Here is a 24,196-nt window from a genome sequence, read left to right as displayed (position 1 = left end):
CTTTCTTGTTAATGTGAAGATAAAAATGGAGAAAGCCCCTCCCGATATATCGTGAGCAGGCTAATATGTTCGTTAGTTCATTTCTGCTGTCAGCGCCAGATTCAGAGCCGTTACATTCACACGCGGTTCCCCGAATATACCCATCTGACGACCTTCCGTATGCTCATTTACAAGTTGCACAAGCTGCTGTTTACTAAGCCCCGTAGCTTTGCTAATGCGTGGGATCTGTGCCTCAGCGGCTTCGGGAGAGAGATCCGGATCAAGTCCAGAGCCTGAACCCGTCACGAGATCAGCAGGGATCTGCTTCAATCCCGGATTTTCCTGCTGGAGCTGAGCCATCTTTTCCTTCATCTCGCCGATATATTCCTCCGAAGCTACGGCGCGATTCGAACCGGCTGAAGCCGTTGGGTCATAACCGGCATTTGAAGCCCGGGGCTGGAACAGCCCCGGCGATTGGAAATCCTGCGCCAGCAGGGACGAGCCGATGATTTTCTCATCTTGCGTAATCAGACTACCGTTCGCCTCCGCAGGAAAGAGAAGTTGGGCTGCACCAGTTGTTACAAGCGGGTAGATTAAGCCGCATATCAACATAAGCACAACGGATAGCCGTACAGCGGGCAAGAACATGTTCATACAGATCACTTCCTGAATTCATTAGGATAAAAGATTAATTTTGATAAGCGTTGTTATCTCGTTAAACAATCCCCGACAGTACCATGTCAATCAGCTTAATGCCGATGAAAGGTACAATCACACCACCTACGCCATAGATGAACACATTGCGACCAAGCAGCCGTTCAGCTGACATCGCCCGGTACTTGACCCCTTTCATCGCGATGGGAATGAGTAGTGGAATGATAATGGCGTTGAAGATAAGTGCCGACAGAATCGCAGACTGCGGTGAAGCCAGATTCATAACATTAAGCGCCTGAAGCTGCGGCATGGCGAGAATGAACATGGCTGGAATGATGGCAAAATATTTCGCGATATCATTGGATATCGAAAAGGTTGTAAGTGCGCCGCGTGTAATCAGCAGCTGCTTGCCAATGGAGACTACCGACAATAGCTTGGTCGGGTCAGAGTCCAAGTCAATCATGTTGGCCGCTTCCTTGGCCGCCATGGTGCCCGAATTCATCGCCAGGCCCACATCGGCCTGCGCCAAAGCAGGAGCATCGTTGGTACCGTCGCCCGTCATGGCGACGAGCTTGCCCTCCTGCTGCTCTTTTTTGATCGCCGCAATCTTGTCCTCGGGCTTCGCTTCGGCAATAAAATCATCCACACCCGCTTCCAGCGCTATGGTTGCTGCGGTCAGCGGATTGTCGCCTGTACACATAATGGTCTTGATGCCCATGGCGCGCATCTCAGCGAACTTCTCTTTCAGCCCCGGCTTCACAGTGTCTTTCAGATAGATCACACCGTAGATTCGCTCATCGATGGCCACAGCAAGCGGTGTACCTCCGGCCTTCGCAATACGATTTGCAATCTCATCCAAATCTCCCGGTATACGTCCTCCTTCAGAAGCAATATATCTTTTGATCGCATCCACCGCACCTTTGCGGATCTTCATTCCGCTGATCAGATTGAGACCGGACATCCGGGTCTCTGCCGTGAACTCCACATTTTCCGCATTTGCATACTCCGTCTCAGACCAACTCTGGCCTTGTTTGCCTGCCAATTCCACAACAGAACGCCCTTCTGGGGTCTCATCTCGCACAGAAGCCTGTAAAGCAGCTTGCGTCATCTCTGACGAAGTAATGCCCTGAACGGGAATGAACTCAGATGCCATGCGGTTTCCGTATGTGATCGTTCCCGTTTTGTCCAATATCAACGTATCGATATCCCCTGCCGCTTCCACCGCTTTACCCGACATGGCGAGCACATTGAACTGCGTAACACGGTCCATTCCGGCAATACCAATGGCGGATAGCAATCCACCAATGGTGGTTGGGATCAGGCAGACGAGCAGTGCGATTAGGGTGGCCAGATCCAGTCGAATACCCAGGTAATTTGCCATCGGAACCATCGTCAGAATGACGATTAAGAAGATCAGGGTTAATACGGCGAGCAGGGTGGTCAGCGCGATTTCATTAGGTGTTTTCTGGCGCTGTGCACCCTCAACCAGAGAGATCATCCGGTCAAGGAATGACTCACCCGGATCGGTCTGAACACGCATGACGATGTAATCGGACACGACGCGTGTACCTCCGGTAACCGAGGAGAAATCACCTCCTGCTTCCTTGATGACCGGGGCGGATTCTCCTGTAATAGCCGATTCATCAATGGAGGCCAGGCCTTCCATAATCTCACCGTCCGTCGGGATCAGTTCACCGACTTCCACACGGACCATATCGCCTTTTTTCAACTGGGTCGAAGACACTTGCCGGATTGTCCCATCCTTTTGTACCAGATTGGCCATCGTGTCCGACTTCGTCTTGCGTAACGTATCCGCCTGCGCCTTGCCTCTACCTTCTGCAAGTGCCTCCGCGAAGTTAGCGAACAGCAGCGTGAACAACAGAATGAAAAACACGGCAATGTTGTACCCGCGCCCAGCCTCGGATGCGGTGAAGAGATCTGGATTGATGCTCAATAAGAGCGTAATGAATGTACCAATCTCGACAATAAACATGACCGGATTTTTGATCATGATCACCGGATTTAACTTTTTGAACGCATCGATTGAAGCCTGAACTATCATATCCTTGCTTAACGACCGTTTTGATCCGGGATCACGTTGAATATTACCGCGGTTGTTATCCGGCTCGTTGGCCTTATTTTTGAACATTTCTGTATCCATCTGTTGCATCGTCTGCTCCTTCTTTCGTTCGACTGCATTCATCGTGCACTGCCACCTCCATACGTTACGTCCTTGTGCTGATCCATCTGTGGTTTCCTTGTCATAACCATCATTGAATCATTGCCAGATGCTCTGCAATCGGTCCAAGAGCAAGTGAAGGGAAGAATGTGAGTGCGCCGACAACAACGATCATCATGACCAGAATGCCAGCAAACAGAGGTGTGTGTGTACGTAGCGTACCTGTAGTTACTGGCACAACCCGTTTCGTAGCAAGTGAACCCGCAATAGCCAGCATGGCGATCATCGAAACGTACCTTCCCAGCAGCATAACGATACCAATCGCGATGTTATAAAAGTCTGTATTGGCATTCAGTCCGGCAAAGGCCGATCCATTATTGGCTGCACCCGAGGCAAAAGCATAGAGAACCTCGGTCAAGCCATGCATGCTCCCGTTTGAGATGGACGCAATGGCTTCGGGCCGCATAAGCGCGAGTGCCGTTGGCGCCAGAATAATCAAAGGATGAATGAGCAAGGCGATGGATGCGAGCTTCACTTCTTTGCCCTCGATTTTTTTGCCCAGAAACTCAGGTGTGCGTCCCACCATCAATCCACAGATAAACACAGCCAGAATCACATACAACAGTCCGTTGATCAGTCCTACCCCTTTGCCACCAAACACGTTATTAAGCATCATCTGAGCCAGTGATACCATGCCTCCAAGTGGAGTGAGCGACTCATGCATATTGTTGACCGAACCTGTTGTAGCCGCCGTCGTGACCGCTGTAAATAAAGCCGATTCCGGTATGCCGAACCTGACCTCTTTCCCCTCCATATTCCCCTGAAGACCCACTGCATCCAGCGCAGGTACACCGCGATATTCGGAGACAAATACGGTGGTCAACATCACAAGGAAAAGAAAACTCATCGCCGCGAACAATGCCCAACCCTGCTTCCGGTTATTGACCATCAGGCCGAAGGCGTATACCAGTGCCGTTGGCAGCAGCATCATGCAGACGATATGCACCAGATTGCTCAGGGCCGTCGGATTCTCGAATGGATGTGCAGCATTGGTTCCAAACCAGCCACCGCCGTTGGTGCCAATATGTTTGATCGACTCCAATGAGGCGACCAGCCCACGTGTAATGGTCTGCTGCGCGCCTTCCAGCGTGGTAGCGTTCACCGCTCCCGCGAGTGTCTGAGGCACACCCTGGAACACGAGGAACAGGGCCACAATGAAACTCAGCGGTAAAAAAATACGTGTAATCGACCGTACAAGGTCGACGTAAAAGTTCCCCAGTTCATCCCGGCGGCCTACCAGTCCGCGAATGAATGCAATAGCCACTGCAAATCCCGTCGCTGCCGACGTAAACATCGGAAACGTCACTGCCAACATCTGTGACAGGTACGACAGGGCGTTCTCGCCCGTATACGACTGCCAGTTCGTGTTGGTCATGAACGATACGGCCGTATTAAATGCCTGCGCCGCTGGCATATTGCCGATCCCATCTGGATTGAGCGGTAAATATTTTTGCAGTCGCAGCACCAGAAACATCAATACCAACATTACAAAGTTCGAGAGGAGAACCGCCGTGAGGTACTTTTTCCACCCCATGGACTCATTCTCGCGTACGCCCATCACTCGATAGAGCAGTCGCTCCGGTCCGCCAAAAATCCGATCCAGCCCCGTTCGCTGTCCATCGAACACATTCACTACATATTTTCCCACCGGCTTCACCAGCAGCAGGATGATCAGTAGCGTCACCGCTACTTGCACTACACCGATACCCATATCCGCATTTCCTCCCTAGTCGACGTTCCCTTGTTCCCGCATTACGCACATCGTCAGCATCAGAATTTCTCCGGCTTCACCAACACATAACCGAGATAAATCACCAGTGCGAGCACAATCATGCCGATGACGATCATCTGGCTTCCCCCTTTCTAGCCTCAAGCCTTCTCGCAGAATTTCACGAATCCCCAAAACACCGCAAACAGCAGCACAACCAATCCAATCATCGTGGCATCATTCACCATGCGCCCTTCCTCCCTCTCTCTACCGTTCTCTGCACCTGCTACATGTAAAATCGTAATACGAAACACTGTAAAAAAGGGGTAAAGAAATGCTTCTATGGGTGTAAAAAAAGCGTAAAAAAAGACCCGCTCTCCTCAGCTAGGGGCTGAAAAGAACGGGTCTATGAAGGTGTACTATTTATCCAAACGGATTCTGTGCCCACTGCAATAATCTCTTTTTTGTGATTTTGCCATGGGAGGTATGATTGACAACTTGCCCCTGATCGAGCAGAAGCACCTGTGGTGACTCATGATGAACCTCTGTCTCTTCCGCAATGTGACGGGATAACGAGCGATTTTCAATCACTTTGACGATGCGGTAATCCATGGGTTGTTTGGGATCTGATGCATTGGTGCCCACAAACGCCATAAACTCTCTGTACGCTCTCGCACTGGTCGGACAAGTTGTGCTGTGTTTCAGGATAAGCACCGGATGATCCTGCGAGCGATGAAGCGCTTCTTCCCAGTCATCTGGTTTATGCAATTCACGGACATGTTCGCTGAGCATATCTTCCGAGTCTGAACCTGCACGTTTGCTAACCACCGAGCCGATCACAATGCCCAGTGCCATGCCAAAAGCAATTCCCAGTCCAAGTTGCTGCGTAGCCGTACCAACACTGACTCCCATGGCAGTACCTATAGCAAGCCATACGGCTTGATGATTCACCTTTTTTTCCATACAGATCTTCCCTTCCTGAAATATGTATATCAGGGCTATATCTTCCCACCTTATATTCTGATCAAATTATAGCATAGGCGTCTGTGAGCAGGCTTTGATAATCTTCGTCTCCGGGTACAGATTTCGGCGTTTCGATTTATGCAAAATGCTCATTTGTGATACACTGGTTGTAATTTGGAAACGATGAACATGAAGAATGGATTGGAAGGGCGGAAATTCCATATGACATACGCGTTTATGATTGAACCGCAGGATTTTATTGCGCTGGATAACGAAGACGAGCTGATTGAGAAATGTCAGGAGTGGGGCCTGCTTTCCGGTAAAGCGACCAAACTCAAAACGTTCTATTATAAAGGAAACGGATTGAACATGCCCTGCACCATCATTGGATATGTCGATCACATGGCAGCTGTTATTCAACTGGATAATGGACAAAAGCATTGTATTCACCCATCGTATCTGAAGGAAATGCAAGCGTCCAGTTACAGTGCCAGAAGCATAGGCACAGCCGGGTCAGATCGAAGCACAGAACCCTCAACTTCGGATACAGTCGCACCAGGTACCCCTGCTGATGTTACGCCAGCTCCTGATACCCTGGCTAACCTGGATGAAGTCCCTGCCGATCTGGATGATTCGGACGACACGGACACAGATGAATTCTCCTCGGGGCTGAAGGGTGATCCGGATGGGCTCGTAGAAGAGTATGTTGGACCTCAAACCGGGGCATCCAGTGAAGCCAAACCTAAAGCCAAAACAGCGAGTAAAGCCAAGACCCTCAAGATTGATCTGCCAGAAGGCAAAGTGAAGATGAGTGCCGTTGTCAAAGAGTTCACCACCGTACCGAATCACTTCTCTGACAATGATGATGAAGTCATCATCTATGAAGCAGTTACCATCACGGAGCCAGATGTCATCGATGTTGGGGAAGCCTGGTCCAGCCACAGTGCTACGGTTAAGAAACAGGAACTCGAAGTGGGAGACGTTATCACGTTTGAAGCGAAAATCATCAAGAAGAAGCTGACACGTAACCCGGTTCCCTATAAAATCAACAACCCTTCCAAGATTCAGAAGGAAGACTAATCAAGGAAGATTAATCACGAATCACTACAAAAATTAGCACAAAAAAACCTCCACAACTGCTCAAAGCAGATCGCGGAGGTTTTTGCCATTTGTAGGCTATATTAGCGAAGAGTACGCTCTTAAGCTTGTCCCGGCGTAGCATTAACCTGAAAATGTACACCGAATTTGTCGACAACCGTGCCGTAGGCTGGACTCCAGAACGTCTCTTGTATCGCCATTTCCACTACGCCGCCATCTTCCAGTTGGGTGAAAATTGCTTTGGCTTCATCCACAGTATCCGTGTTCACAGTAATACTAACATGATTACCTACAGTGTACGGCATGCCTGGAAATGTGTCGGACAACATCAATACCGAGCTGCCAATCTGCAAAGAAGCATGCATTATACGGTCTTTCGCTTCAGGCGGGATCGGATGATTAGGGTCGGATGGACCTTCGCCAAACGTTTGAAGTGCGAGCACTTCCGCTCCAAATGCCTTTTGATAAAAATCTACCGCTTCCCGTCCATTACCGTCTGTTATAAGATACACATTCAAGCTGATCGACATGCGTTCTTCATCTCCTTGGCTCTTGTAATTATACGATTCACGTCACTTGCGACATGAGTATATATGAACAGGTTGTCCTTTGACAAGCGTATATTTCGGCACTTATCTCTGTGGACCTTTACATGATTAGGGTTACCAACATATTCTGAATCCATCCCTCTCTCCACTACTGCTTGCGCTTGCGCATATAGTAGAGAACCGTGATCAGAACACCCGGAACCAGTGCTGCAAAACTGGCATAGATCAGACACCATTTCAACAAGGTAAATATCGGAGTGAGTTCAGCAAGCACAGGCGTACGTTCAGGATAGCGATACATAATCAGGGATGCACCTATATTTTCAAGCATATCCATAGCCCAACCTAAGACCGGAACCAGATTCACCCAGCGCCAGCGACTCTTTACCGGAAGCACGCGATAGAGTACGGATAACAGAACAACTAATAGAAATAGATAGGCCAAGGGCCATATGAGGTCAAATGTGAATCGTGCCTGAATATAGGCGCTCCGCCCTGCTTCACCATACTGCTCAGCCATCTGATAAAGATCATTCGCTGTGTACAAAAAAGAGGAGTCCGGGGACTGTCCGCCACCTGTGGCCTCCTCCGACTTTGCCGCCTGCCAGGGCAGAATAAATGCAATGAAACAGGAAAATACAACAACCGCAGCTACAACCCATTTCCAATTGACCCGTTGATAGAACCAATTTGACACTTTATTCAGCACGTTCTGTCCCCTTTCCGATAAAAAAAAGACCACTCTCCCGAATCCTGTCGGTAAAATGGTTGTGTTCAATCCTATGAAGTTATCGAGCTTGAACGATGTTATCTATTTCACTTTTCAATAAGAGGTATCGGTGAACACTTCTCATGATCGGGACCTTCGTTAGTTTGTTCTTGTCCACGTACAGTTTCATCTGGTCTTTGGTCAAGCCGAGCAAACTTCCAGCTTCCGATACCGTCAATACTACCTCGGGGTTCGTAGCATTAAACGTCTTCTTTACTTTCTGATTCCAGTCCTCGAATACCTGCATAGATCAGCGACCTCTCCTATCCATAGCCAGTTATTATCAGGCTGAATATATTCATTATACCACACTTGTGATGCTCGTAACTTAATCCTTGCGCAGAACCATATTCTGATAGGCTTAATCACTTGCTGCAGTATGACAAAAAGAGCCACTTTTGAACGTGGCTCTTGATTACATCTCTATAGTGTTCTTACGCCTCTTTCCAGAAGCGGCGCAGGTTGTCCATAGCAATTTTGGATGCGGATTTACATTCCTCCATGCCTTCGAACTCCACCGTAATGTTGCCATCATAGCCGGAGTCTTTGATTAGCTTTACAATTTTACGAATTGGAATGTCCCCTTGTCCAACGATGGCCCCTCGCAGGAAGTTACCGTAGGCTGTCGTGAACCATTCACCCTCACCCGGATGCTCATCATAAGGACGGAAGTAGAAATCTTTGAAGTGGACCAGGGAAGCGTACGGCAGATTTTTCATGACGCCGATGATCGGATTCTCATCCACGCACATGAAATTGCCAATATCGAGTGTTGTTTTGAAGTTCGGACGATCCACAGCATGCAGCACACGCTGCACCCGGTCACTGGCCTGCACGCTGAAGCCGTGATTTTCAATGGTTGTAGTGATACCAAACTGCGCAGCATAGTCCGCAATGATCTGGCTTCCCCGCACCATCAGCGGCAGATTTTGCTCGAACCAGGTGATGGTCATCTTCTCCTTCGGCAGGGTAAACGCCGTGACGTCATGACGCAGATGTTTTACACCCATCCGGTATACGACATCCACATGCCTTTTGACCCGAGCCATCTCTTCTGCAAACGCCTCTTCCGTCTCCTGCACGAAATTCGCTGGCATCGAGTAGTTGGACAGTTCAATACCCACAGACGCTGCCCGTTCCCGAATTGCATCCGCCAGGTCGTGATTATCCTCCACGGTATAACCGTAAGGCACCATCTCCATATGCTCGCCGCCGTTCGCCGCAATCCAGTCGATTACATCCAGCACCGTCATCTCACCCGAATTCAAATCGTTCAACAAGCTATACGTGCTCAGGCCCACTTTCATCTTATCAGCTCCCTATCGATATTGTTGGATAAATCGAACCGCCTTGCGAATATCCTCCTCCGGCTGATGACCAACCTCGCGTTCAATCGTCAGATAACCGGTGTAACCAATCTCCTGAAGCGCTGCAAAGTATCCGTCAAAATCAACGCCACCTTCGCCCAGAGGAACCTCGCGGAAGAATGTTCCGGAAGAGACCATCTCGGCAATCTTTTCGTGATCCATAGGGGCATAACCGACCGCTCCGTATACGTCTCGTGGGTCAACTTCCTTCAGCCGCACACCATCCTTCACATGGGTATGTACGATGTAATCCTTAAGCAGACGAACGCCCTGCGCCGGATCATCTCCAGTCACCATCACCATATTCGCCGGGTCAAAATTCACCGATACTCCGTTGGTCGACAGTGTATCCAGGAATCTTTTCAAATCAGCAGCCGTTTCCGGTCCTGTCTCAATGGCAAAGTATGCGCCAACACTTTTGGCGTATTGGCCCAGTTCCTCACAAGCAGCATGCAGCGTTGCATAAACTTCCGATGAAGGGTCGTGTGGAACAATACCGATATGTGTGGTGACGATGTTGGTGCCCAGATCGAGAGCCAGATCCACGATTCGCTTCGACTTCTCCACTTTCCACGGATTATCTTCCTTGACCTGAAACCCATGTCCGCCCAAATCGCCAACCAATGCTGAAATTTCGAGACCTAGAGAATCAATGTAACTCTTTAGCTCCTTGCGCGCCGCAGGCGACAAATTTTCAGGGGCCATCTCTCCCTTGACGGCATAGATCTGCACACCTTCTGCACCTACGTCTTTGGCCTTGTTCAACCCTTCCCGTACACCTACGCCAAAGCTATCCACGATGACACCAATCTTATTCGTTAATTTCATGTCATACCTCCTGAAGATTACGTATTTGGATTCACTGGAACAAGTTTCACCGACTTAATCTCATACGGTTTGAATGTCAGTTCGAATGCTCCGTTCGGACAAACCAACGGATGGATCTCATCCTCTAACAGATTAATGATGGATGCCTTGATTTCCTTCTCAGCCCACTGAACCTGCACCGTTTCCCGACCTCCTGATGATTCGTAGAAACGCAGCACCGTTCCCGAGCCGTCTTCCGCAGGCTTAATTGCATCCAGAATGACATGCTCACTGTGGAACTGAACCCAAGCATGTTCAGCTGGCAAGTGACCGGAAGACTGACTCGCTGCAACAACCTCCACAGGATGATTAAGCTCCATCGCCCGGCGAACGACGGCGGCTTGTCGCCAATCGCCCTGGTGGGGCAGGATCGAATACGTGAATTCATGATCGCCCTGATCGGCATGTTCATCAGGCCATTTCGGGGCACGAAGCAGGGACAGGCGGATCGTCCGATCCTTGATGTCATACCCGTACTTGCAATCATTCAGCAAACTCACACCGCTGTTTCCCTCCGAGATATCCGCCCAACGATGCCCGCAGACCTCGAACTGCGCCTGCTCCCAACTGGTGTTGTTATGAGTTGGACGCTCCAACGCTCCAAACGGAATTTCATAGGCTGCTTTGGCTGCCACCAGATCCACTGGAAAGGCCACCTTGAGCAGCTTATGACTTTCATTCCACTTCACTTTTGTATGGAAATCAACACGCCGCTGGTGACGATGCAAAATGATATCCTGGCTGATCTCCGATTGATTCAGCTTCCAGACAAAACGCAGTACATCTCGCGTAGTCCCGCGCTGTACAACCTCTCTGGAGATCAACTGCACCGCACCAGCTCGCTGGGATTCAAACCGTGGATCGATATCCCAAGCATCCCAGTACGTCGGTTTGTCGTGGAAAAACTGCCACTCATTCGCCCGATCACCGGGCTTCAGCCAATCGCGTCCTACCGTTTTGTCATACCACCTCGTGATCTCTCCCAAGTCATTGAACTCAAGGGTGTAGAATTCGGTTTCCCATGTGGAAGGGAAAGATTCTTCTCCCCTTAATGGAAGGATAACATCCGATGCCTCGCGCAGCCATATGGTTGTATACCCAAAAGCAGGAATCGATGGAACATGCACGAGCAGCGTAAACTTGTCTTCCTTTTGTTCAAGATCACAGGCCAGATGGTTTCCTTGACGATCGAATACAGCCATCCCGGCGATGTGGGCATCGCCTGTAATGGTGATATTTTCTCCACGTTTCCAGCCAAGGCTGTTGAATATAATGTAGGGAAGACCATCGACTTCATCTGTTGCAATGTTCTCCGTAAGGGTATCCAGCGTTTCCCGTAGTGCAGATGTACCCAGTGCAAATACCTTCGTGTATTCCTCGGTGGACGTTACGTAAACTTCTGGAATCGACGTTCCCGGAATAATGTCATGGAATTGGTTGAGCATGATCAACTTCCAACCTTCATCCAGATCATTCTTCGTGTGTGCGGCGCAAGCTCCGGCAAATTGCCCCCAGATCTCCGCTTCCCGATACAGTACCTCTGCCTTTCGGTTGCTGCGTTTGTTCCTTGCATGAGTCGTATAGGTTCCGCGATGTAGCTCCAGGTACAGGTCCCCGTGCCATTTCGGCAACGTCGGATGATTTAACGATATGTCTTCAAAAAAAGCCCCTGCCGTGCTGAATTTGCTGATTGGCTGCCCCACCATCAAGTGGGATCGCTCCGCAAACTCTACCATCTCATTGGTTACGCCACCACCACCATCGCCATGTCCGTAAAGCAACATTTGCTCAGGGTGCACATCCTTCTGTTTGTATGATTGCCAGTGTTCATCCACATCTTTGGGACGTGTATGTTCATTCACCCCATGGTTCAGATACGCAAGCACCGAAGTACCATCAATGCCTACCCATTCGAAGAGGTCATACGGAAACGCATTGGTGTCATTCCAATTCAGCTTCGTGGTCATAAAATAAGGAATATTCGCGAGCTTCAGCATCTGCGGTAAGGAAGCACAGTAGCCAAAGGTATCCGGCAGCCACTCGATGTTGGAGCGTTTGCCAAACTCCTCCTGATAGAAGTTCTGTCCATACAGAATCTGCCGAACTAACGACTCGCCACTCGGAATATTCAGATCCGGCTCGACCCACATGCCTCCGACCAATTCCCAGCGTCCTTCAGCAATACGGGCTTTAACTCGCTCATACAACTCCGGGTAATGGTCCTTCACGAAGGCATATAACTGTGGCTGGCTCTGGGAATACACGAAATCCGGGTACGTGTCCATCAAGGTGCACATGGTCGAAAACGTGCGACTGGACTTGCGAACCGTCTCACGTACAGGCCATAGCCAGGCAATATCAATGTGGGATTGTCCAACCAGATGCATGAAGCCACTTCGATACTCCTCCGGGTCTTCCTGTTGTACCGACTGTGCCAGTGCATGTTCGAAGTTCTGTATCCATACTGCATCACTCCAGCGGTTCGGGTCATTGTACATGTCATCCATCACCTGATGAATGGCTTGAACAAGTGCCATCCGCTTAGGTTCCTTCTCGTTATATGCCCGGAGCGACTCGGCGAGTACCGTAACGCTGTACATTAGGCTCTGCAGTGGCTGATTAACATGAACCAATGCTGCCCGAATGCCCTGAATAGGCGGCTGAATAACAGCTTGTCGGTTGAGTGGATCATGCGGCTCGGGAATCGGATCGTAAAGTTCAATCTCCAACTGCGGCGTATCACCTACCCGACTTCTCGGCAGGGGTACGAACCCATGGTTCCGGTCCAGTCCATGATAAGGTAAGCCATTCACCTTCAGCAGCCCTTCTCCTCCAGCCTCGAAGATTAGCCCAACAGCTTGATCTTGCCATTCCGCCGGAATCTCCACACGATTACTCAGAAAATACGTCGTGCCGTGTACGCTGTTCAGCGGATTCAAGCTTTGCATGGCCTTGTCTGCCTGCTCATCTTCATTTTCATATCCCTGCTCATAATCGTATTCCCCTGGCCGAATGTATCTGGCCCTCTGCATCTCCCACGCTGGAAGCTCGATCGTATCCAGCCATTGCCGCTTCTTCAGATCTTCGATGAATCGCTGAATTCGAATCATACCTCCACCCCCACCTTCTGGATGTGCAGACTGCAGGCGGTCCAATCCATAGAATTGCGGCCAACCATGAGCCTGAATTCACCCGGTTCTACGACAGACTGGAGACGGGAGTCGATCAGTGCGAGATGTTCTTTTTGCACAGGGAATGTAACGGTCTGGGTCTGTCCTGGTTCCAGATGGATTTTACGAAAACCTTTCAGTGACATTTCAGCCCGCGTAACCGAAGCCGACACATCCGTGATGTATAACTGCACAACCTCGCTTCCCGATACCGCTCCAGTATTGGTGACTTCAACCATCACCTGTGCTTCATCATCCGGCCCAATTACGTCTGGTATTACTCTTACATTCTCGTATTTGAATTTGGTATAGCTCAGTCCATATCCGAACGGATACTGCGGCGCCAAATCCATCTCCAAATACCGTCTGCCACGAGTGCGTTTGGCATAATAGTAGACCGGAAGTTGCCCAACATGCTTGGGAATGGAGACGGTAAGGCGGCCCGATGGATTCACATCGCCAAACAGAATATCCGCAATCGCGTTACCCCCTTCCTGTCCGGGGTACCACGCTTCCAAAATGGCATGGACATGCTCATCAATCCAAGGTTCAGCAATGGGGCGGCCGTTAATATACACTACGATAACGGGTTTTCCCAGCTTATGTACTTCCTGCACCAGCTCCAATTGAACACCCATGAGATTCAGGGAAGCCCGGTCAATGCCCTCGCCACACTCCATGTCGTTCCATGGATCATCGGTCACCACTGAAGCACCTGTCCGCAAGTCTATGGTACCTTCACCAAAATCGCGGGCGCTGGACCCGCCCATCACCATCACGATGACATCAGCCTGTTCCGCACAGGCGAGCGCTTGTGCAAAGCCCTCTCTGGAATCACCTTTTATCCGACAACCAGGTGCGTACAGCACCTGACCCGAATCCGCGCCAAGCTTGCGCGTAATGCCATCCAGTACGGTGACGATCTGTTCTCTCGGCTGTGGCGAGGTATAGTCCCCAAGCTGGTTATAGATATGGTTCGCGTTTGGACCAATGACAGCCAGCTTTGTACCTGTTTTGGCAAGCGGAAGAGTATTTCCCTCATTTTTCAGTAAAACAATCCCCTCTTGTGCAACTTCCCTCGCCAGCTGAATATGATCCTCGGATCCGATGACTTGTTCGGCAAAGTCAGGATCTACGAAAGGCTCTTCGAATAACCCGAGTCTGAATTTCATCTCCAGCACCCGCCACACAGCCAAGTCCAGATCTTTCTCTTCGATCAATCCCTGCTCCAGCGCCTGACCGAGATGTTTGCGATACATGTACCCGGACATCTCCATGTCTACCCCTGCCCGAAGGGACTGTGCTACGGCCTGCTCCCCGTCCTCAGCGGTGTTATGTCCATGGACCAGCATCTGAATGGCGCCAAAATCAGTAATGACGAATCCATCAAATCCCCACTGCTCGCGCAGAAGGTCATTCAACAGATACGTACTGGACGTACAAGGCACACCATCAATCTCGTTATAAGCGGTCATGACGGAGCAAGCCCCGGCTTCCACTGCCTTTTTGAACGGCAACAGATCTATTTCATGCAATTCACGTAATCCCATGTGCACAGGTGCTGCATTCCGCCCACCCTCCGAGCTGCCATAAGCCGCAAAATGCTTGAGTGTCGCGACAATCGTCCGGTTGGAATCTAGGCGATCACCCTGGATTCCCTTCATCGCTTCTACTGCAAATTCACCGATTAAATATGGATCTTCGGCAAAACATTCCTCTGTCCGTCCCCATCTCGGGTCACGTACGACATCAAGCACCGGGGAATACGTTGCCGCTCCCCCCTGACTCCGGGTCTCTACAGCGATGGCTTCACACATTTTGCGGTATAACTCCATATTCCATGTGCTGCCCACCGTTAACGGTACCGGAAATACTGTCGCCCCAATCGCCATATGCCCGTGGGAACACTCTTCTCCGAACAAAATGGGAATGCCCAGCCGGGAATTCTCCATGGCATACTGCTGAATGACATTCGTGGCAACAGCTCCCTGCCGTGGGGTCAGCCCCGTTTCCAGTGTCACTTCGGTCCATGGATCGGCTCGAAGCACACCGTACAGAGAACCGACACCGCCCTGTTCCATGTCCGCTTTGAACTCTTCTGTCACCTTTACTGTACCATCAGCTAATTTGTCATACGTCTTCCAGCCCATCGGCTGAATGAGTTGTCCGATCTTCTCTGCCGTTGTCATTCGTCCGATCAGATCCTGAACCCGTTCGTGAATGGGAAGCGAAGCATCTTTATAGTCCATATGCACATTCTCCTTATGCGTTCGGAATTAGTTAGGCGCGTGCACTTACATCACATGGCTTTGCGGTAGTCACTTGGTGCCACACCCACCACGTTCTTGAAAGCTCGGTTGAAGGAATTATAGTTCGTGTATCCCACTTCCTCACTGATCTCCTGAATAGCCTTATCCGTCTCCTGCATGAGCAGCTTGGCTTTTTCGATACGATGACTAATGAGCAGATCCACAAACTTCTCCCCAATCTCATCCTTGAAAAGCTTGCTCAGATACTTCGGATTAATATCGAATAGATCACTAAGGTAGTTCAGTGACAGATCGGGATTGTTGTAATGCTCTTCGATGTATTTGCGAATCTCCAAAATATGTGATCTGTGTTTTCGGGAACAATGCAGCGTCTGCATCTGAAGTGCCAGTTCCCTGAACCCTTCCCAGCACAGTTCACGCAGATCGTCTAACGTCTCCCAGCCCTCAAGCCTTGGCAGAAGTGGGGTGAATATAGCAGCCCACGACTCCTGATACTCCCGTGGAAGTTCGGCAAATTCCCGATTGTAATGTTGAAATAACAATTGGATCGTATTCATAATCTCCTGACGGGACAGAACGGACTCACTGATTTGATCAAACAGTCTTTCAAAATGCTTTTCCCAAACATCGTCCGATAAACGCATCGCCTGTACCAGCAGTGAGATGGTCTTCAGGAACTCATATACATCATTGGTCGAATTCGGCACATCACTACACGGAATGATGCGATTCATCCCTAGTACGGCCTTATACTCCAGCGCGTGCACAGCTTCTTTCAATGAAGCTCTCAGTCCCCGAATATCGACAGCGACCCGACCAACACCAATGGTCACAGTGAAGTTCAGATACTGATCGATTCTGTCCAGATAACCAGCGAGCAATCGATGCTCGGTCTCCTCGGCCTGTTCCATTTCCGGCATCCAGAGGATGGCGTACAGGCGCTGATCAGAGATCCATTCAGCCCATACATCCGTTCCTTCATGACGTGCACTCTCCTGCAGAATACTGGATAACACGAATTTCAGGAGGGATTGGTCCTGATCATGATACTCCGTCACAAATGCATCATACCGATCCATCTCGACTACCATGACGGCCCAACGATGTTCCAGCCCAGGCAGTTTGAACTTCTTCATCTCGGCTGTCAGCTCGCTGCCCGTATAATCTCGTGTTCCTTCCAAGAGTTCCTGAAAGAACATTTTTTTCTGCAAAATCAGATTCTCTTCATGCTCCTCCTGATATTGCTTCGTCTGATCAATCATGCGTTCCAGCGTCGTATGGATGAATCGGAACTCATTCTCTTTGCCATAGTTCAGCCCCGATTGCTTCTGCGAAGAGACGGTTTGAATTAACGTGACAATCTGCTGAATCGGCTTGTAATTTCTGCGGGTTACGTAGATCACCCACACCACGCCAATCAACACAACCACTACCGCAAAGGCAAACCAGATATTATAAAATTGCAGAGCCAATTTGACGATTTTCCCATTATTAAGACCCGTCTGCACCTTCCAACCGCTATAGCTCGATGTAAATTCGGAGAAGACCTCTCCCGAAGTGGTTTTATTGGAAGCTGTAACCCCTTCGGGCATGCTGCTATCCCACAGATTGCCGCCTGATCGGTTGAAGATGTTCACGAACGTAAATTCCGGATCATACATCTGCATGATGGATTTTCTCAAGGTACTAAGATCTACGTTCGTGACCACAAGTCCTTTACCGTTCCCTACACTTCGCACAATCGTAATCACCTGCTCCGTCGCTTGCGAAGGAAAAGCCCGGAACGCTCGTGCTCCTACCCATTTCTGTTCATCCCTTGACCGGCTATCTGCAATGAAGTCTGCATCCGGGAACTCTTCAATCGGAACAGCCTTCCCGTTACTGAAGACCGTGCCATCTCCATATCGAACGAGATATATCGAATCGATCAGCGGATACTCTATTTTCAATTCATCAACCACCTGGACCGCCTGAATGCCGGCATACACATCTTCGCTGCCAGATACCGAGAAATAATTCTTCAAGTTAGGGTTGGTCAAAATCTCACGCAGTACCTTGAAGTCGATGGAACGCAGGGAGTTGTCTAGATATTGCGTGACCTGTGAGGCAAGGAATTCATTGGCCTTCAGCGCTTCTCTACGATTCTGTTCATTGAACACCTGAAAGAAAATAAAGAATAGAATGGTCGTCACAATAAAGAAAACAGGCAGATACGATAACAGCAGACGCCTAAACCAATTGTTGTTCATCTCCGAGATCCCCCCACCGTTACTGTTCATGCTGAATGACGACAAATAGTTGTGCTGATCGCTAATTTTCCATAAATATACAGTACATTATATCGGATGACGTGGGGTTGTCATAGGAGAAGACCGTCCCGGTCACGGGTGACAGACGGGACAGCCTCTATATTGAATCCTTCAATTATTGATTCTTCTCAATGGCACGCTGGTAGATCTCAAGGTAATTACTCAGCCCAAGACCGTCGAAGCCTTTGACATACGAATCCCATTCCTTATCAATGCTCTTGCTACCAATAATGAACTGTGCCATATTCGTCTGCACATAATCCTTAATGGCCGTAGTCAGTTGTGCAGCTGATTCCGTATCCTCTGGACGGATAAATACGTTCGCAGGATATACTTCTTTTGGTGCATAAGGTTCATACACATTGGTTGCTTGAGCCAAACGTGTACCGTAGCCCTCTGCTTCTAATGGATTCTGTCCTTCGGCAAACAGATTACGGAACGTGTTGGACAAGTCATGTGCTCCGATCTGTGACCAGCTCTCGTTCACAACAACGTTTGGATCACGCTCAGGCAGGTTGTAGTAGCTGTATTTGGCCGGCTCGCCATTGATGTTTTTCTCATCGGCATCTGCCTTCTTCCATCCCTTACCTTCAGTTGGACCATACTCCGCGTACAGCGCACCTTCTTCACTGAACATGTAGTCCACAATTTTGATGGCGGCAATCTGCTGTGCTTCTGTCGCTTTGTTGGTGATGGCAAACTCAAACTCACCTACGCTCTGCGTGGCGCCTGTCGTCTGCACCCCATCCGGCCCTTTCAATGGAGGAACGATCTCCCAGTGCTGGTGACGGGTGATGTCTTTGTCATAGGTATTCACGAGATAACTGACCAGCGCTGTTGTAATGGAGCCGACCACTTCATCGCCCTCTTTGTTACCCAGCTGTCCGATCGCCTGATCATTCTGTGTGAAGGAAGCTGGATCAATCAAGCCATCCGCATACAGCTTGTTCATGTATTCCAGCCCTTTCTTCCACCCTTCCTGATTGGCGGCAAAACTCACCTTGCCATCGTTCACGATCAGGTACTTGTCGTTATCATTATAGATAAAGCTATTCATCAGGTAGGCATCAATGTTGCCATTCCATACATACTTGTTCGGTGCACCCGTGAGTGGAATCTCGTCCGCTTTCCCGTTACCGTTCGGATCTTGTGTCTTAAACGCCTTCAGAACGGTATACAATTCATCTGTTGTGGTTGGCATTTTCAGACCCAAATTATCGAGCCACTCCGTGTTGATCCAGTATTTCTGTGCATACGTACAGTGATAACATTCATTGAAGATCGGCAGCGCATAGATGTTACCATCCGGTGCCGTGATGGCTTCTTTGAAGTATGGCTTCTCTTCCATAATCTTGGTCAGATTCGGACCATACTCCTGAATCAGATCCTGTAGCGGAAGGAACACGCCCTGTTTTCCATAGGTTTGAAGGTCTGAGGTGGTGAACTTGCCGTGAAGAAACACTTCGGGATAATCACCACTGGCCAGCAGTAATTGTCTGCGATCCTGCAAGGCGTCCGTTGGGGCCAGATCCCATTTCAGGGTAACGTCGAACTTGTCTTCGATAAATTGGGTGAATTCATTCTCTTCCATAGACGCTTTGCCTTGCGGAGCAAAGAAAGTCATGGTTACAGGACCACCGCTCTCCCCGCTACCGTCGCTACTCCCACCCGATTCCTCGGATGAACTGCATGCGGACAACAAAGCCATCGAAGCAAAGACCAGAAACAACATCGAAATCCAAGATTTTCTCAATCTGACTCCTCCTTTTTGTTCATAACGGCAAACCATTGGTAGTACTGCACGTGTATAAAATCGACCCCGGAAGCTGGCGTGTTCCTTCCACCTCCTTTCAAGAGGCAACCGGGCTTAACTCACAAGGATTAACCTTTCAGGGAACCAACCATGACACCTTTAACAAAATACTTCTGTACAAATGGATACATGATCAGAATTGGAATACTCGCCACAACGATCAGTGCATATTTCAACACCTGCTCGAACCCTTGATCCCGCATCTGTTGGCTGGTATTGGCGAGCATCGCCGGATCAGCCGCGTTCAGGATGAGCAGATTGCGAAGCACGTATTGTAACGGGAATAACTTCTCGGAACGCAGGTAGATCAGTGCATCAAAGTACGCATTCCAGTGGCCTACGGCATACATGAGTGTCATGACGGCCAGAATGGGCTTCGATAAGGGAAGAACTACGCTGATCAGATACCGGATATCCCGACAACCGTCCATTTCCGCGGCCTCACCAAGCTCTTCCGGGATGGAAGATTGGAAGAACGTTCTCGCCACGATGACCTGGAACACCGCGAGCGCCCCGGGCAGCCACATCGCCCATCGTGTATCGAGCAGGTGCAAGTCCTTCATCAGCAGGTAGGTGGGAATCAGACCGCCATCAAAGAACATTGTGATCATCATGAAAATGATGATAGCTCCTCGTCCGTAGAACGACTTGCGTGACAAGGGATACGCCAGCATCACGGTCAGCACCACGTTAATGAACGTGCCCACCACGGTATAGATGATCGTGTTATAGAAACCGAGCATAAGCTGTTGGCTTTTGAAAATGGAGATGTACGCCTTGATGTTAAAATCTACCGGGAACAGCCACACCTGACCGGATGTCACGGCTCGTGAAGAGCTGAACGAAGAACTGATGATATACAAGAGAGGGTAAAACACCGTTAGCAGTATGGCGAACAGAAAGATGTAGTTGAATGTCATGAAAATACGGTCACCGAGCGGGTCCTTGATCCGGTTACGATTAATCAGGTTGAACATGGATAAGCTCCTCCTTTACCACAAGCTGTTCTGGGATACTTTGCGTGATATGCCGTTGACGATAACCAGCAGGATCAGGTTGATAATGGAGTTGAAGAACCCTACTGCCGAGGAGAAGCTGAAATTCGCCCCGATCAGACCCACCTTGTACACATACGTGGAGATGACCTCTGAAGCGCTTGTGTTGAGCGGATTCTGCATCAGGTATATTTTCTCGAAGCCCACGCCCATAATGCTGCCCAGACTCAGAATTAGCATGATGACGGTGACTGGAACGAGCGATGGGAGGTCGATGTGCCATATTTTCCGAAGCCTTGATGCGCCATCCATCTTCGCTGCTTCATAGAGAGATGGATCAACACCAGCAAGCGCTGCGATATATATAATTGATGAATATCCCATGCCCTGCCACACACCTGACCAGACATAGATCGATTTGAAGTATTCCGGAATGCCCATGAAGTTCGTCATCGGAAATCCGAGCAGTGTGAACAGCTTGTCTACCACGCCCACATGCGGGGAGAGCATCAGAATGATAATGGATACCATAACAACGGTGGAGATAAAATGCGGAGCGTAGGTGACCATCTGCACGGTCTTCTTAAAATAACCCGTTCGAATCTCGTTCAGCGCCAGCGCCAGAAGGATCGGAATAGGGAAACCGGCGATTAAGGAATAGAAGCTAATGCCTATCGTGTTCTTAATCAGTAGCCAGAAGTTTGGAGATTGGAAGAAGGCTTCAAAATGTTTGAATCCAACCCAAGGGCTTCCCCAGATTCCTTTGACCACGCTGAAATCCTTGAAGGCGATCTGGACACCTACCATAGGAATGTACTTGAAGATCAACAGATACAACACCGGGGGCAGCACGAGCAGGTAGAGCTCCCAGTGCTTCTTGAGGCTTCTGATGAATGGATGCTGCCGCTTGGGCTCCACATGTTTCCTCTGTTGGAGTTCCATCTTGGCGGGTATGCTTTCCGTAGCTCGACTCATTTGCGTCACTCCTTCTACACCTCAAGTGTAATAATACATTACATTTACATCCCTTAAACATCCTTTTTTCTGTTCTCTTTCCCTTGGTAAGCAAATATTATGTGAACATTCATATCAGGTAACGCTTTCTTGATTTGATAGTACCTCGAACCATAAACTTTCATCAATTTGCAATTTTCTCCGACTTCTCTTTATTCCATAAACCCTTGTGTGACAAGCGATTGCGAGCTGTTTCTATTGGGAATCGTGTTCCTTATGTATGAATAAAAAAATCCCGGAGGCTGCGATATCTCCCCCGGAATTGACATGACGTTCTATGTGGTTCTATGCGCTTGTGACCATTCTGAACGTATGTGTGATGGGTGCTTCACTGGTTGCGGCGGATTGTGGCAGTTCCACGAGAAGTCCGTCTTCTGTATGCTGATACGAAAGTACGTCATCGCTACCAATGAGTTCGATCCGCTCTACCTTTTCCAGATAAGGAATGATTAACTGTGGTTGTACGATCTCATTCTCGTTTCGGTATATTCGGAAGGCATATACGGTGTTGATCTCTTCTTTCTGAGTGAAAGCCCAATCTTTCGTAAAATATGGCCCACAGATCCGGGTTCCATAGACCCCTTCTCCATGAGTACCCAACCATTCACCGAGGCCCTTGATGCCTCGAATTGCCCCTTTTGGCAGACGCCCATCGGGTTGTGGACCTACATTCAGCGCCAGGTTACCGCCCTTGGACACAACTTCAAGTAGAATATGTGCCAGCTGTCTTCCCGTTTTATACTGATCATCAAATCCGAAAGCAAAGGAGTTCCCCACAGTAATACAGCTTTCCCATGGAATGTTCATCGGATGTTCCGGTATGGTCTGCTCGGGGGTAACGATATTCTCATACGGCCCACCCACGGTGCGATCTGCGGAAAGAAGCCAAGGTTGTGTGGTCTGACGCGCCCGATCCACAACTTCTCCGAGCCTGATATCCTGACCATGGCGACCTTCGCGCACCCAGCCGGCATCCAGCCACAGACATTCGATCCGCCCGTAATTCGTCAGCAACTCCATGATCTGCTCATGTGTGAAATCTACGAATTTCTCCCACAGCCATGGATACTTATGGGGATCATACGAAGGGCCGCGCCACATATGCCGTCCACGCTCCATGCCCGGTGCCCAGTAATACGGGGTATGCCAGTCCGCTTTGGAGAAATACGCTGAGATGCCGAGTCCTTTGGCCCGGAAAGCGTCAAATAGGGCTCGACAGATGTCCGCATACTTATGGGTATGAAAAGGCGTGTCCTTGCCCGTAATCCGGTAATCCGTCGTCTTGGTATCCCACATGCAGAAACCGTCATGGTGCTTGGTGGTGAACAGGAAATATTTGAACCCGTTATCTGCCGCCATCTGAGCCCACTCCTCAGGCTGGAAGCGAATCGGATTGAAGGTTTTGTTTAGATCGAAATACTCCCGCTTGAAGTCTTCCATGTCGTCCGTCCAGTCGATGTCATCGCGCGACCAATCGCCATCCTCGTCGCTCAGTGCCCAGGATTCCACGAGACCAAGCTGGGAATAAGGACCCCAGTGCATCATCAGCCCCAGCTTCTGATCCTTGAACCACTCCAACCGCTCATTCAGCAGCGGATCTTCCGGTTTGATCCATTCATCCTCTTTGCTAAAATTGTGCACGCCGGCTTCGACGATCTGCTCTTCCTGCTCCAGTACGGTTTCTTTGGTTTCGCTCATCCTGTTTCATCTCCTCTAGATTTCAATGTCAAACGCTGAACACATAGGTTTACACTCGGCCACTGCGCGGACAGAATAATCTTCCGATCGCTGTTACCCCCGGATTTTTTGATTATTTCCCTAGAGGGGAAATCCGGGGATAAAGGCTAGCGCTTCGCTTCTTCAGATTTCTTCTGCCCTCTCCGTTATCGTGTAAACGTTTAATTCAACTAAGAAGGACATCCTAAATCCTGTAATTTTTAGTGTAGTAGGATCTTCCTCAGCTTTTAGCTTGTTACTTCATATTGGTTTGCGTTCTCCGTTTTAGCGTAACGGTTCGCTTAACTATTAAGGGGCTTAGTAACTTTGTTATTTCGATTGCGGTGCCATCTTCAATCACTATGGCCCCCTTATTTCCTCCTCTTTCCTATAGGGAATTCAAGGGCAGAGAGTGCACTTTGTTGTATTGGATTGGTTCTACACTTTCTGTTATAGCGTAAACGGTAAGTCTCTATAGGATGTGTCTTCAACTTCAGTTCAGGGAAGATATATGATGATGGATTTCAGCGCGTTTATAACATCTTGAAATCTAATTTGGATGATTTCGGCAAATGGGTAGATGATTTTCTAAGGAACTCAGGGCGTCTTATTTAGCCATTTGGTCCTCTTTTTAAATTGTAAGAAACATCATGGACCTATGTCAAAAAAGTAGACACTACGCTGCGGTTTTGTCCGTAAATTTCATCGCAAAACGAA

The 24,196-nt window shown here is 49.3% G+C and carries 18 protein-coding genes; 1 reads left to right on the top strand and 17 read right to left on the bottom strand.

From position 1 onward, the window contains the following. Positions 1-72: 72 nt before the first annotated feature. The 5 genes from kdpC to ytxJ all read right to left on the bottom strand — a co-directional run bounded on the left by kdpC (position 73) and on the right by ytxJ (position 5,543). Positions 73-633, bottom strand: coding sequence for a potassium-transporting ATPase subunit KdpC (gene kdpC / locus OM416_RS30130; RefSeq protein WP_264935618.1), 561 nt, complete (start codon positions 631-633; stop codon positions 73-75). A gap of 61 nt (positions 634-694) precedes the next feature. Further along, the gene (gene kdpB / locus OM416_RS30125; protein ID WP_264935648.1) at positions 695-2,695 is read right to left on the bottom strand and encodes a potassium-transporting ATPase subunit KdpB; all 2,001 of its coding nucleotides are present in this window, start codon (positions 2,693-2,695) and stop codon (positions 695-697) included. Positions 2,696-2,903: 208 nt separating this feature from the next. Further along, positions 2,904-4,583 (bottom strand): potassium-transporting ATPase subunit KdpA, encoded by a 1,680-nt coding sequence (gene kdpA, locus OM416_RS30120; protein WP_413775847.1) that lies wholly within the window; start codon positions 4,581-4,583, stop codon positions 2,904-2,906. Positions 4,584-4,642: 59 nt separating this feature from the next. Next, positions 4,643-4,705 carry a potassium-transporting ATPase subunit F gene (locus tag OM416_RS31995; RefSeq protein WP_353884092.1) on the bottom strand — a complete coding sequence of 21 codons (63 nt, stop codon included), beginning with the start codon at positions 4,703-4,705 and terminating at the stop codon, positions 4,643-4,645. Between the two features lie 298 nt (positions 4,706-5,003). Then, positions 5,004-5,543 carry a bacillithiol system redox-active protein YtxJ gene (gene ytxJ, locus OM416_RS30115; protein WP_264935617.1) on the bottom strand — a complete coding sequence of 180 codons (540 nt, stop codon included), beginning with the start codon at positions 5,541-5,543 and terminating at the stop codon, positions 5,004-5,006. A gap of 222 nt (positions 5,544-5,765) precedes the next feature. Here ytxJ and OM416_RS30110 point away from each other — a divergent pair, with 222 nt between their 5' ends. Beyond that, a complete protein-coding gene (locus OM416_RS30110) occupies positions 5,766-6,623 on the top strand; it encodes a hypothetical protein (RefSeq protein WP_264935616.1) in 858 nt (285 codons plus the stop codon). Positions 6,624-6,742: 119 nt separating this feature from the next. On the opposite strand, the gene OM416_RS30105 is transcribed toward OM416_RS30110, so the two are convergent. The 12 genes from OM416_RS30105 to OM416_RS30050 all read right to left on the bottom strand — a co-directional run bounded on the left by OM416_RS30105 (position 6,743) and on the right by OM416_RS30050 (position 23,461). Further along, positions 6,743-7,171 (bottom strand): VOC family protein, encoded by a 429-nt coding sequence (locus tag OM416_RS30105; RefSeq protein WP_264935615.1) that lies wholly within the window; start codon positions 7,169-7,171, stop codon positions 6,743-6,745. Between the two features lie 166 nt (positions 7,172-7,337). Continuing rightward, positions 7,338-7,898, bottom strand: coding sequence for a hypothetical protein (locus tag OM416_RS30100; RefSeq protein WP_264935614.1), 561 nt, complete (start codon positions 7,896-7,898; stop codon positions 7,338-7,340). Between the two features lie 79 nt (positions 7,899-7,977). Continuing rightward, complete coding sequence (locus OM416_RS30095; protein WP_062837704.1) at positions 7,978-8,205, bottom strand: hypothetical protein; 228 nt, start codon at positions 8,203-8,205, stop codon at positions 7,978-7,980. A gap of 187 nt (positions 8,206-8,392) precedes the next feature. Continuing rightward, positions 8,393-9,265: a sugar phosphate isomerase/epimerase family protein gene (locus tag OM416_RS30090; protein WP_264935613.1), complete on the bottom strand. Its 873-nt coding sequence runs from the start codon at positions 9,263-9,265 to the stop codon at positions 8,393-8,395. A gap of 12 nt (positions 9,266-9,277) precedes the next feature. After that, positions 9,278-10,153 carry a sugar phosphate isomerase/epimerase family protein gene (locus tag OM416_RS30085; RefSeq protein ID WP_264935612.1) on the bottom strand — a complete coding sequence of 292 codons (876 nt, stop codon included), beginning with the start codon at positions 10,151-10,153 and terminating at the stop codon, positions 9,278-9,280. Positions 10,154-10,170: 17 nt separating this feature from the next. Beyond that, positions 10,171-13,302: an alpha-mannosidase gene (locus OM416_RS30080; RefSeq protein WP_264935611.1), complete on the bottom strand. Its 3,132-nt coding sequence runs from the start codon at positions 13,300-13,302 to the stop codon at positions 10,171-10,173. Then, entirely contained in the window at positions 13,299-15,611 is a 2,313-nt protein-coding gene (locus tag OM416_RS30075) for a glycoside hydrolase family 3 N-terminal domain-containing protein (RefSeq protein ID WP_264935610.1), read from the bottom strand. The genes OM416_RS30080 and OM416_RS30075 overlap by 4 nt, the downstream gene beginning before the upstream one ends. A gap of 50 nt (positions 15,612-15,661) precedes the next feature. After that, on the bottom strand, positions 15,662-17,881 hold the full coding sequence (locus OM416_RS30070) for a helix-turn-helix domain-containing protein (RefSeq protein ID WP_264935609.1): 2,220 nt from the start codon (positions 17,879-17,881) through the stop codon (positions 15,662-15,664). A 175-nt stretch (positions 17,882-18,056) separates the two neighbouring features. Then, positions 18,057-19,694, bottom strand: coding sequence for an extracellular solute-binding protein (locus tag OM416_RS30065; RefSeq protein ID WP_264935608.1), 1,638 nt, complete (start codon positions 19,692-19,694; stop codon positions 18,057-18,059). A gap of 128 nt (positions 19,695-19,822) precedes the next feature. Next, positions 19,823-20,731 carry a carbohydrate ABC transporter permease gene (locus tag OM416_RS30060; protein WP_264935607.1) on the bottom strand — a complete coding sequence of 303 codons (909 nt, stop codon included), beginning with the start codon at positions 20,729-20,731 and terminating at the stop codon, positions 19,823-19,825. A gap of 15 nt (positions 20,732-20,746) precedes the next feature. Next, positions 20,747-21,724, bottom strand: a complete 978-nt coding sequence (locus OM416_RS30055) for an ABC transporter permease (RefSeq protein WP_413775846.1) — start codon at positions 21,722-21,724, stop codon at positions 20,747-20,749. A gap of 324 nt (positions 21,725-22,048) precedes the next feature. Then, complete coding sequence (locus OM416_RS30050) at positions 22,049-23,461, bottom strand: alpha-L-fucosidase (RefSeq protein WP_264935606.1); 1,413 nt, start codon at positions 23,459-23,461, stop codon at positions 22,049-22,051. Between the last annotated feature and the right edge of the window lie 735 nt (positions 23,462-24,196).

This window comes from Paenibacillus sp. LS1 (genome assembly GCF_026013365.1).
GTDB lineage: Bacteria > Bacillota > Bacilli > Paenibacillales > Paenibacillaceae > Paenibacillus.
This window is presented reverse-complemented; position numbering and strand designations above follow the sequence as displayed.

What these genes read in the sequence shown, in the direction of transcription:
- kdpC (WP_264935618.1), bottom strand. Translation starts at nt 633, where the DNA reads ATGAACATGTTCTTGCCCGCTGTACGGCTATCCGTTGTGCTTATGTTG.
- kdpB (WP_264935648.1), bottom strand. Translation starts at nt 2,695, where the DNA reads ATGATAGTTCAGGCTTCAATCGATGCGTTCAAAAAGTTAAATCCGGTG.
- kdpA (WP_413775847.1), bottom strand. Translation starts at nt 4,583, where the DNA reads ATGGGTATCGGTGTAGTGCAAGTAGCGGTGACGCTACTGATCATCCTG.
- ytxJ (WP_264935617.1), bottom strand. Translation starts at nt 5,543, where the DNA reads ATGGAAAAAAAGGTGAATCATCAAGCCGTATGGCTTGCTATAGGTACT.
- OM416_RS30110 (WP_264935616.1), top strand. Translation starts at nt 5,766, where the DNA reads ATGACATACGCGTTTATGATTGAACCGCAGGATTTTATTGCGCTGGAT.
- OM416_RS30105 (WP_264935615.1), bottom strand. Translation starts at nt 7,171, where the DNA reads ATGTCGATCAGCTTGAATGTGTATCTTATAACAGACGGTAATGGACGG.
- OM416_RS30095 (WP_062837704.1), bottom strand. Translation starts at nt 8,205, where the DNA reads ATGCAGGTATTCGAGGACTGGAATCAGAAAGTAAAGAAGACGTTTAAT.
- OM416_RS30090 (WP_264935613.1), bottom strand. Translation starts at nt 9,265, where the DNA reads ATGAAAGTGGGCCTGAGCACGTATAGCTTGTTGAACGATTTGAATTCG.
- OM416_RS30085 (WP_264935612.1), bottom strand. Translation starts at nt 10,153, where the DNA reads ATGAAATTAACGAATAAGATTGGTGTCATCGTGGATAGCTTTGGCGTA.
- OM416_RS30080 (WP_264935611.1), bottom strand. Translation starts at nt 13,302, where the DNA reads ATGATTCGAATTCAGCGATTCATCGAAGATCTGAAGAAGCGGCAATGG.
- OM416_RS30075 (WP_264935610.1), bottom strand. Translation starts at nt 15,611, where the DNA reads ATGGACTATAAAGATGCTTCGCTTCCCATTCACGAACGGGTTCAGGAT.
- OM416_RS30070 (WP_264935609.1), bottom strand. Translation starts at nt 17,881, where the DNA reads ATGAACAACAATTGGTTTAGGCGTCTGCTGTTATCGTATCTGCCTGTT.
- OM416_RS30060 (WP_264935607.1), bottom strand. Translation starts at nt 20,731, where the DNA reads ATGTTCAACCTGATTAATCGTAACCGGATCAAGGACCCGCTCGGTGAC.
- OM416_RS30055 (WP_413775846.1), bottom strand. Translation starts at nt 21,724, where the DNA reads ATGAGTCGAGCTACGGAAAGCATACCCGCCAAGATGGAACTCCAACAG.
- OM416_RS30050 (WP_264935606.1), bottom strand. Translation starts at nt 23,461, where the DNA reads ATGAGCGAAACCAAAGAAACCGTACTGGAGCAGGAAGAGCAGATCGTC.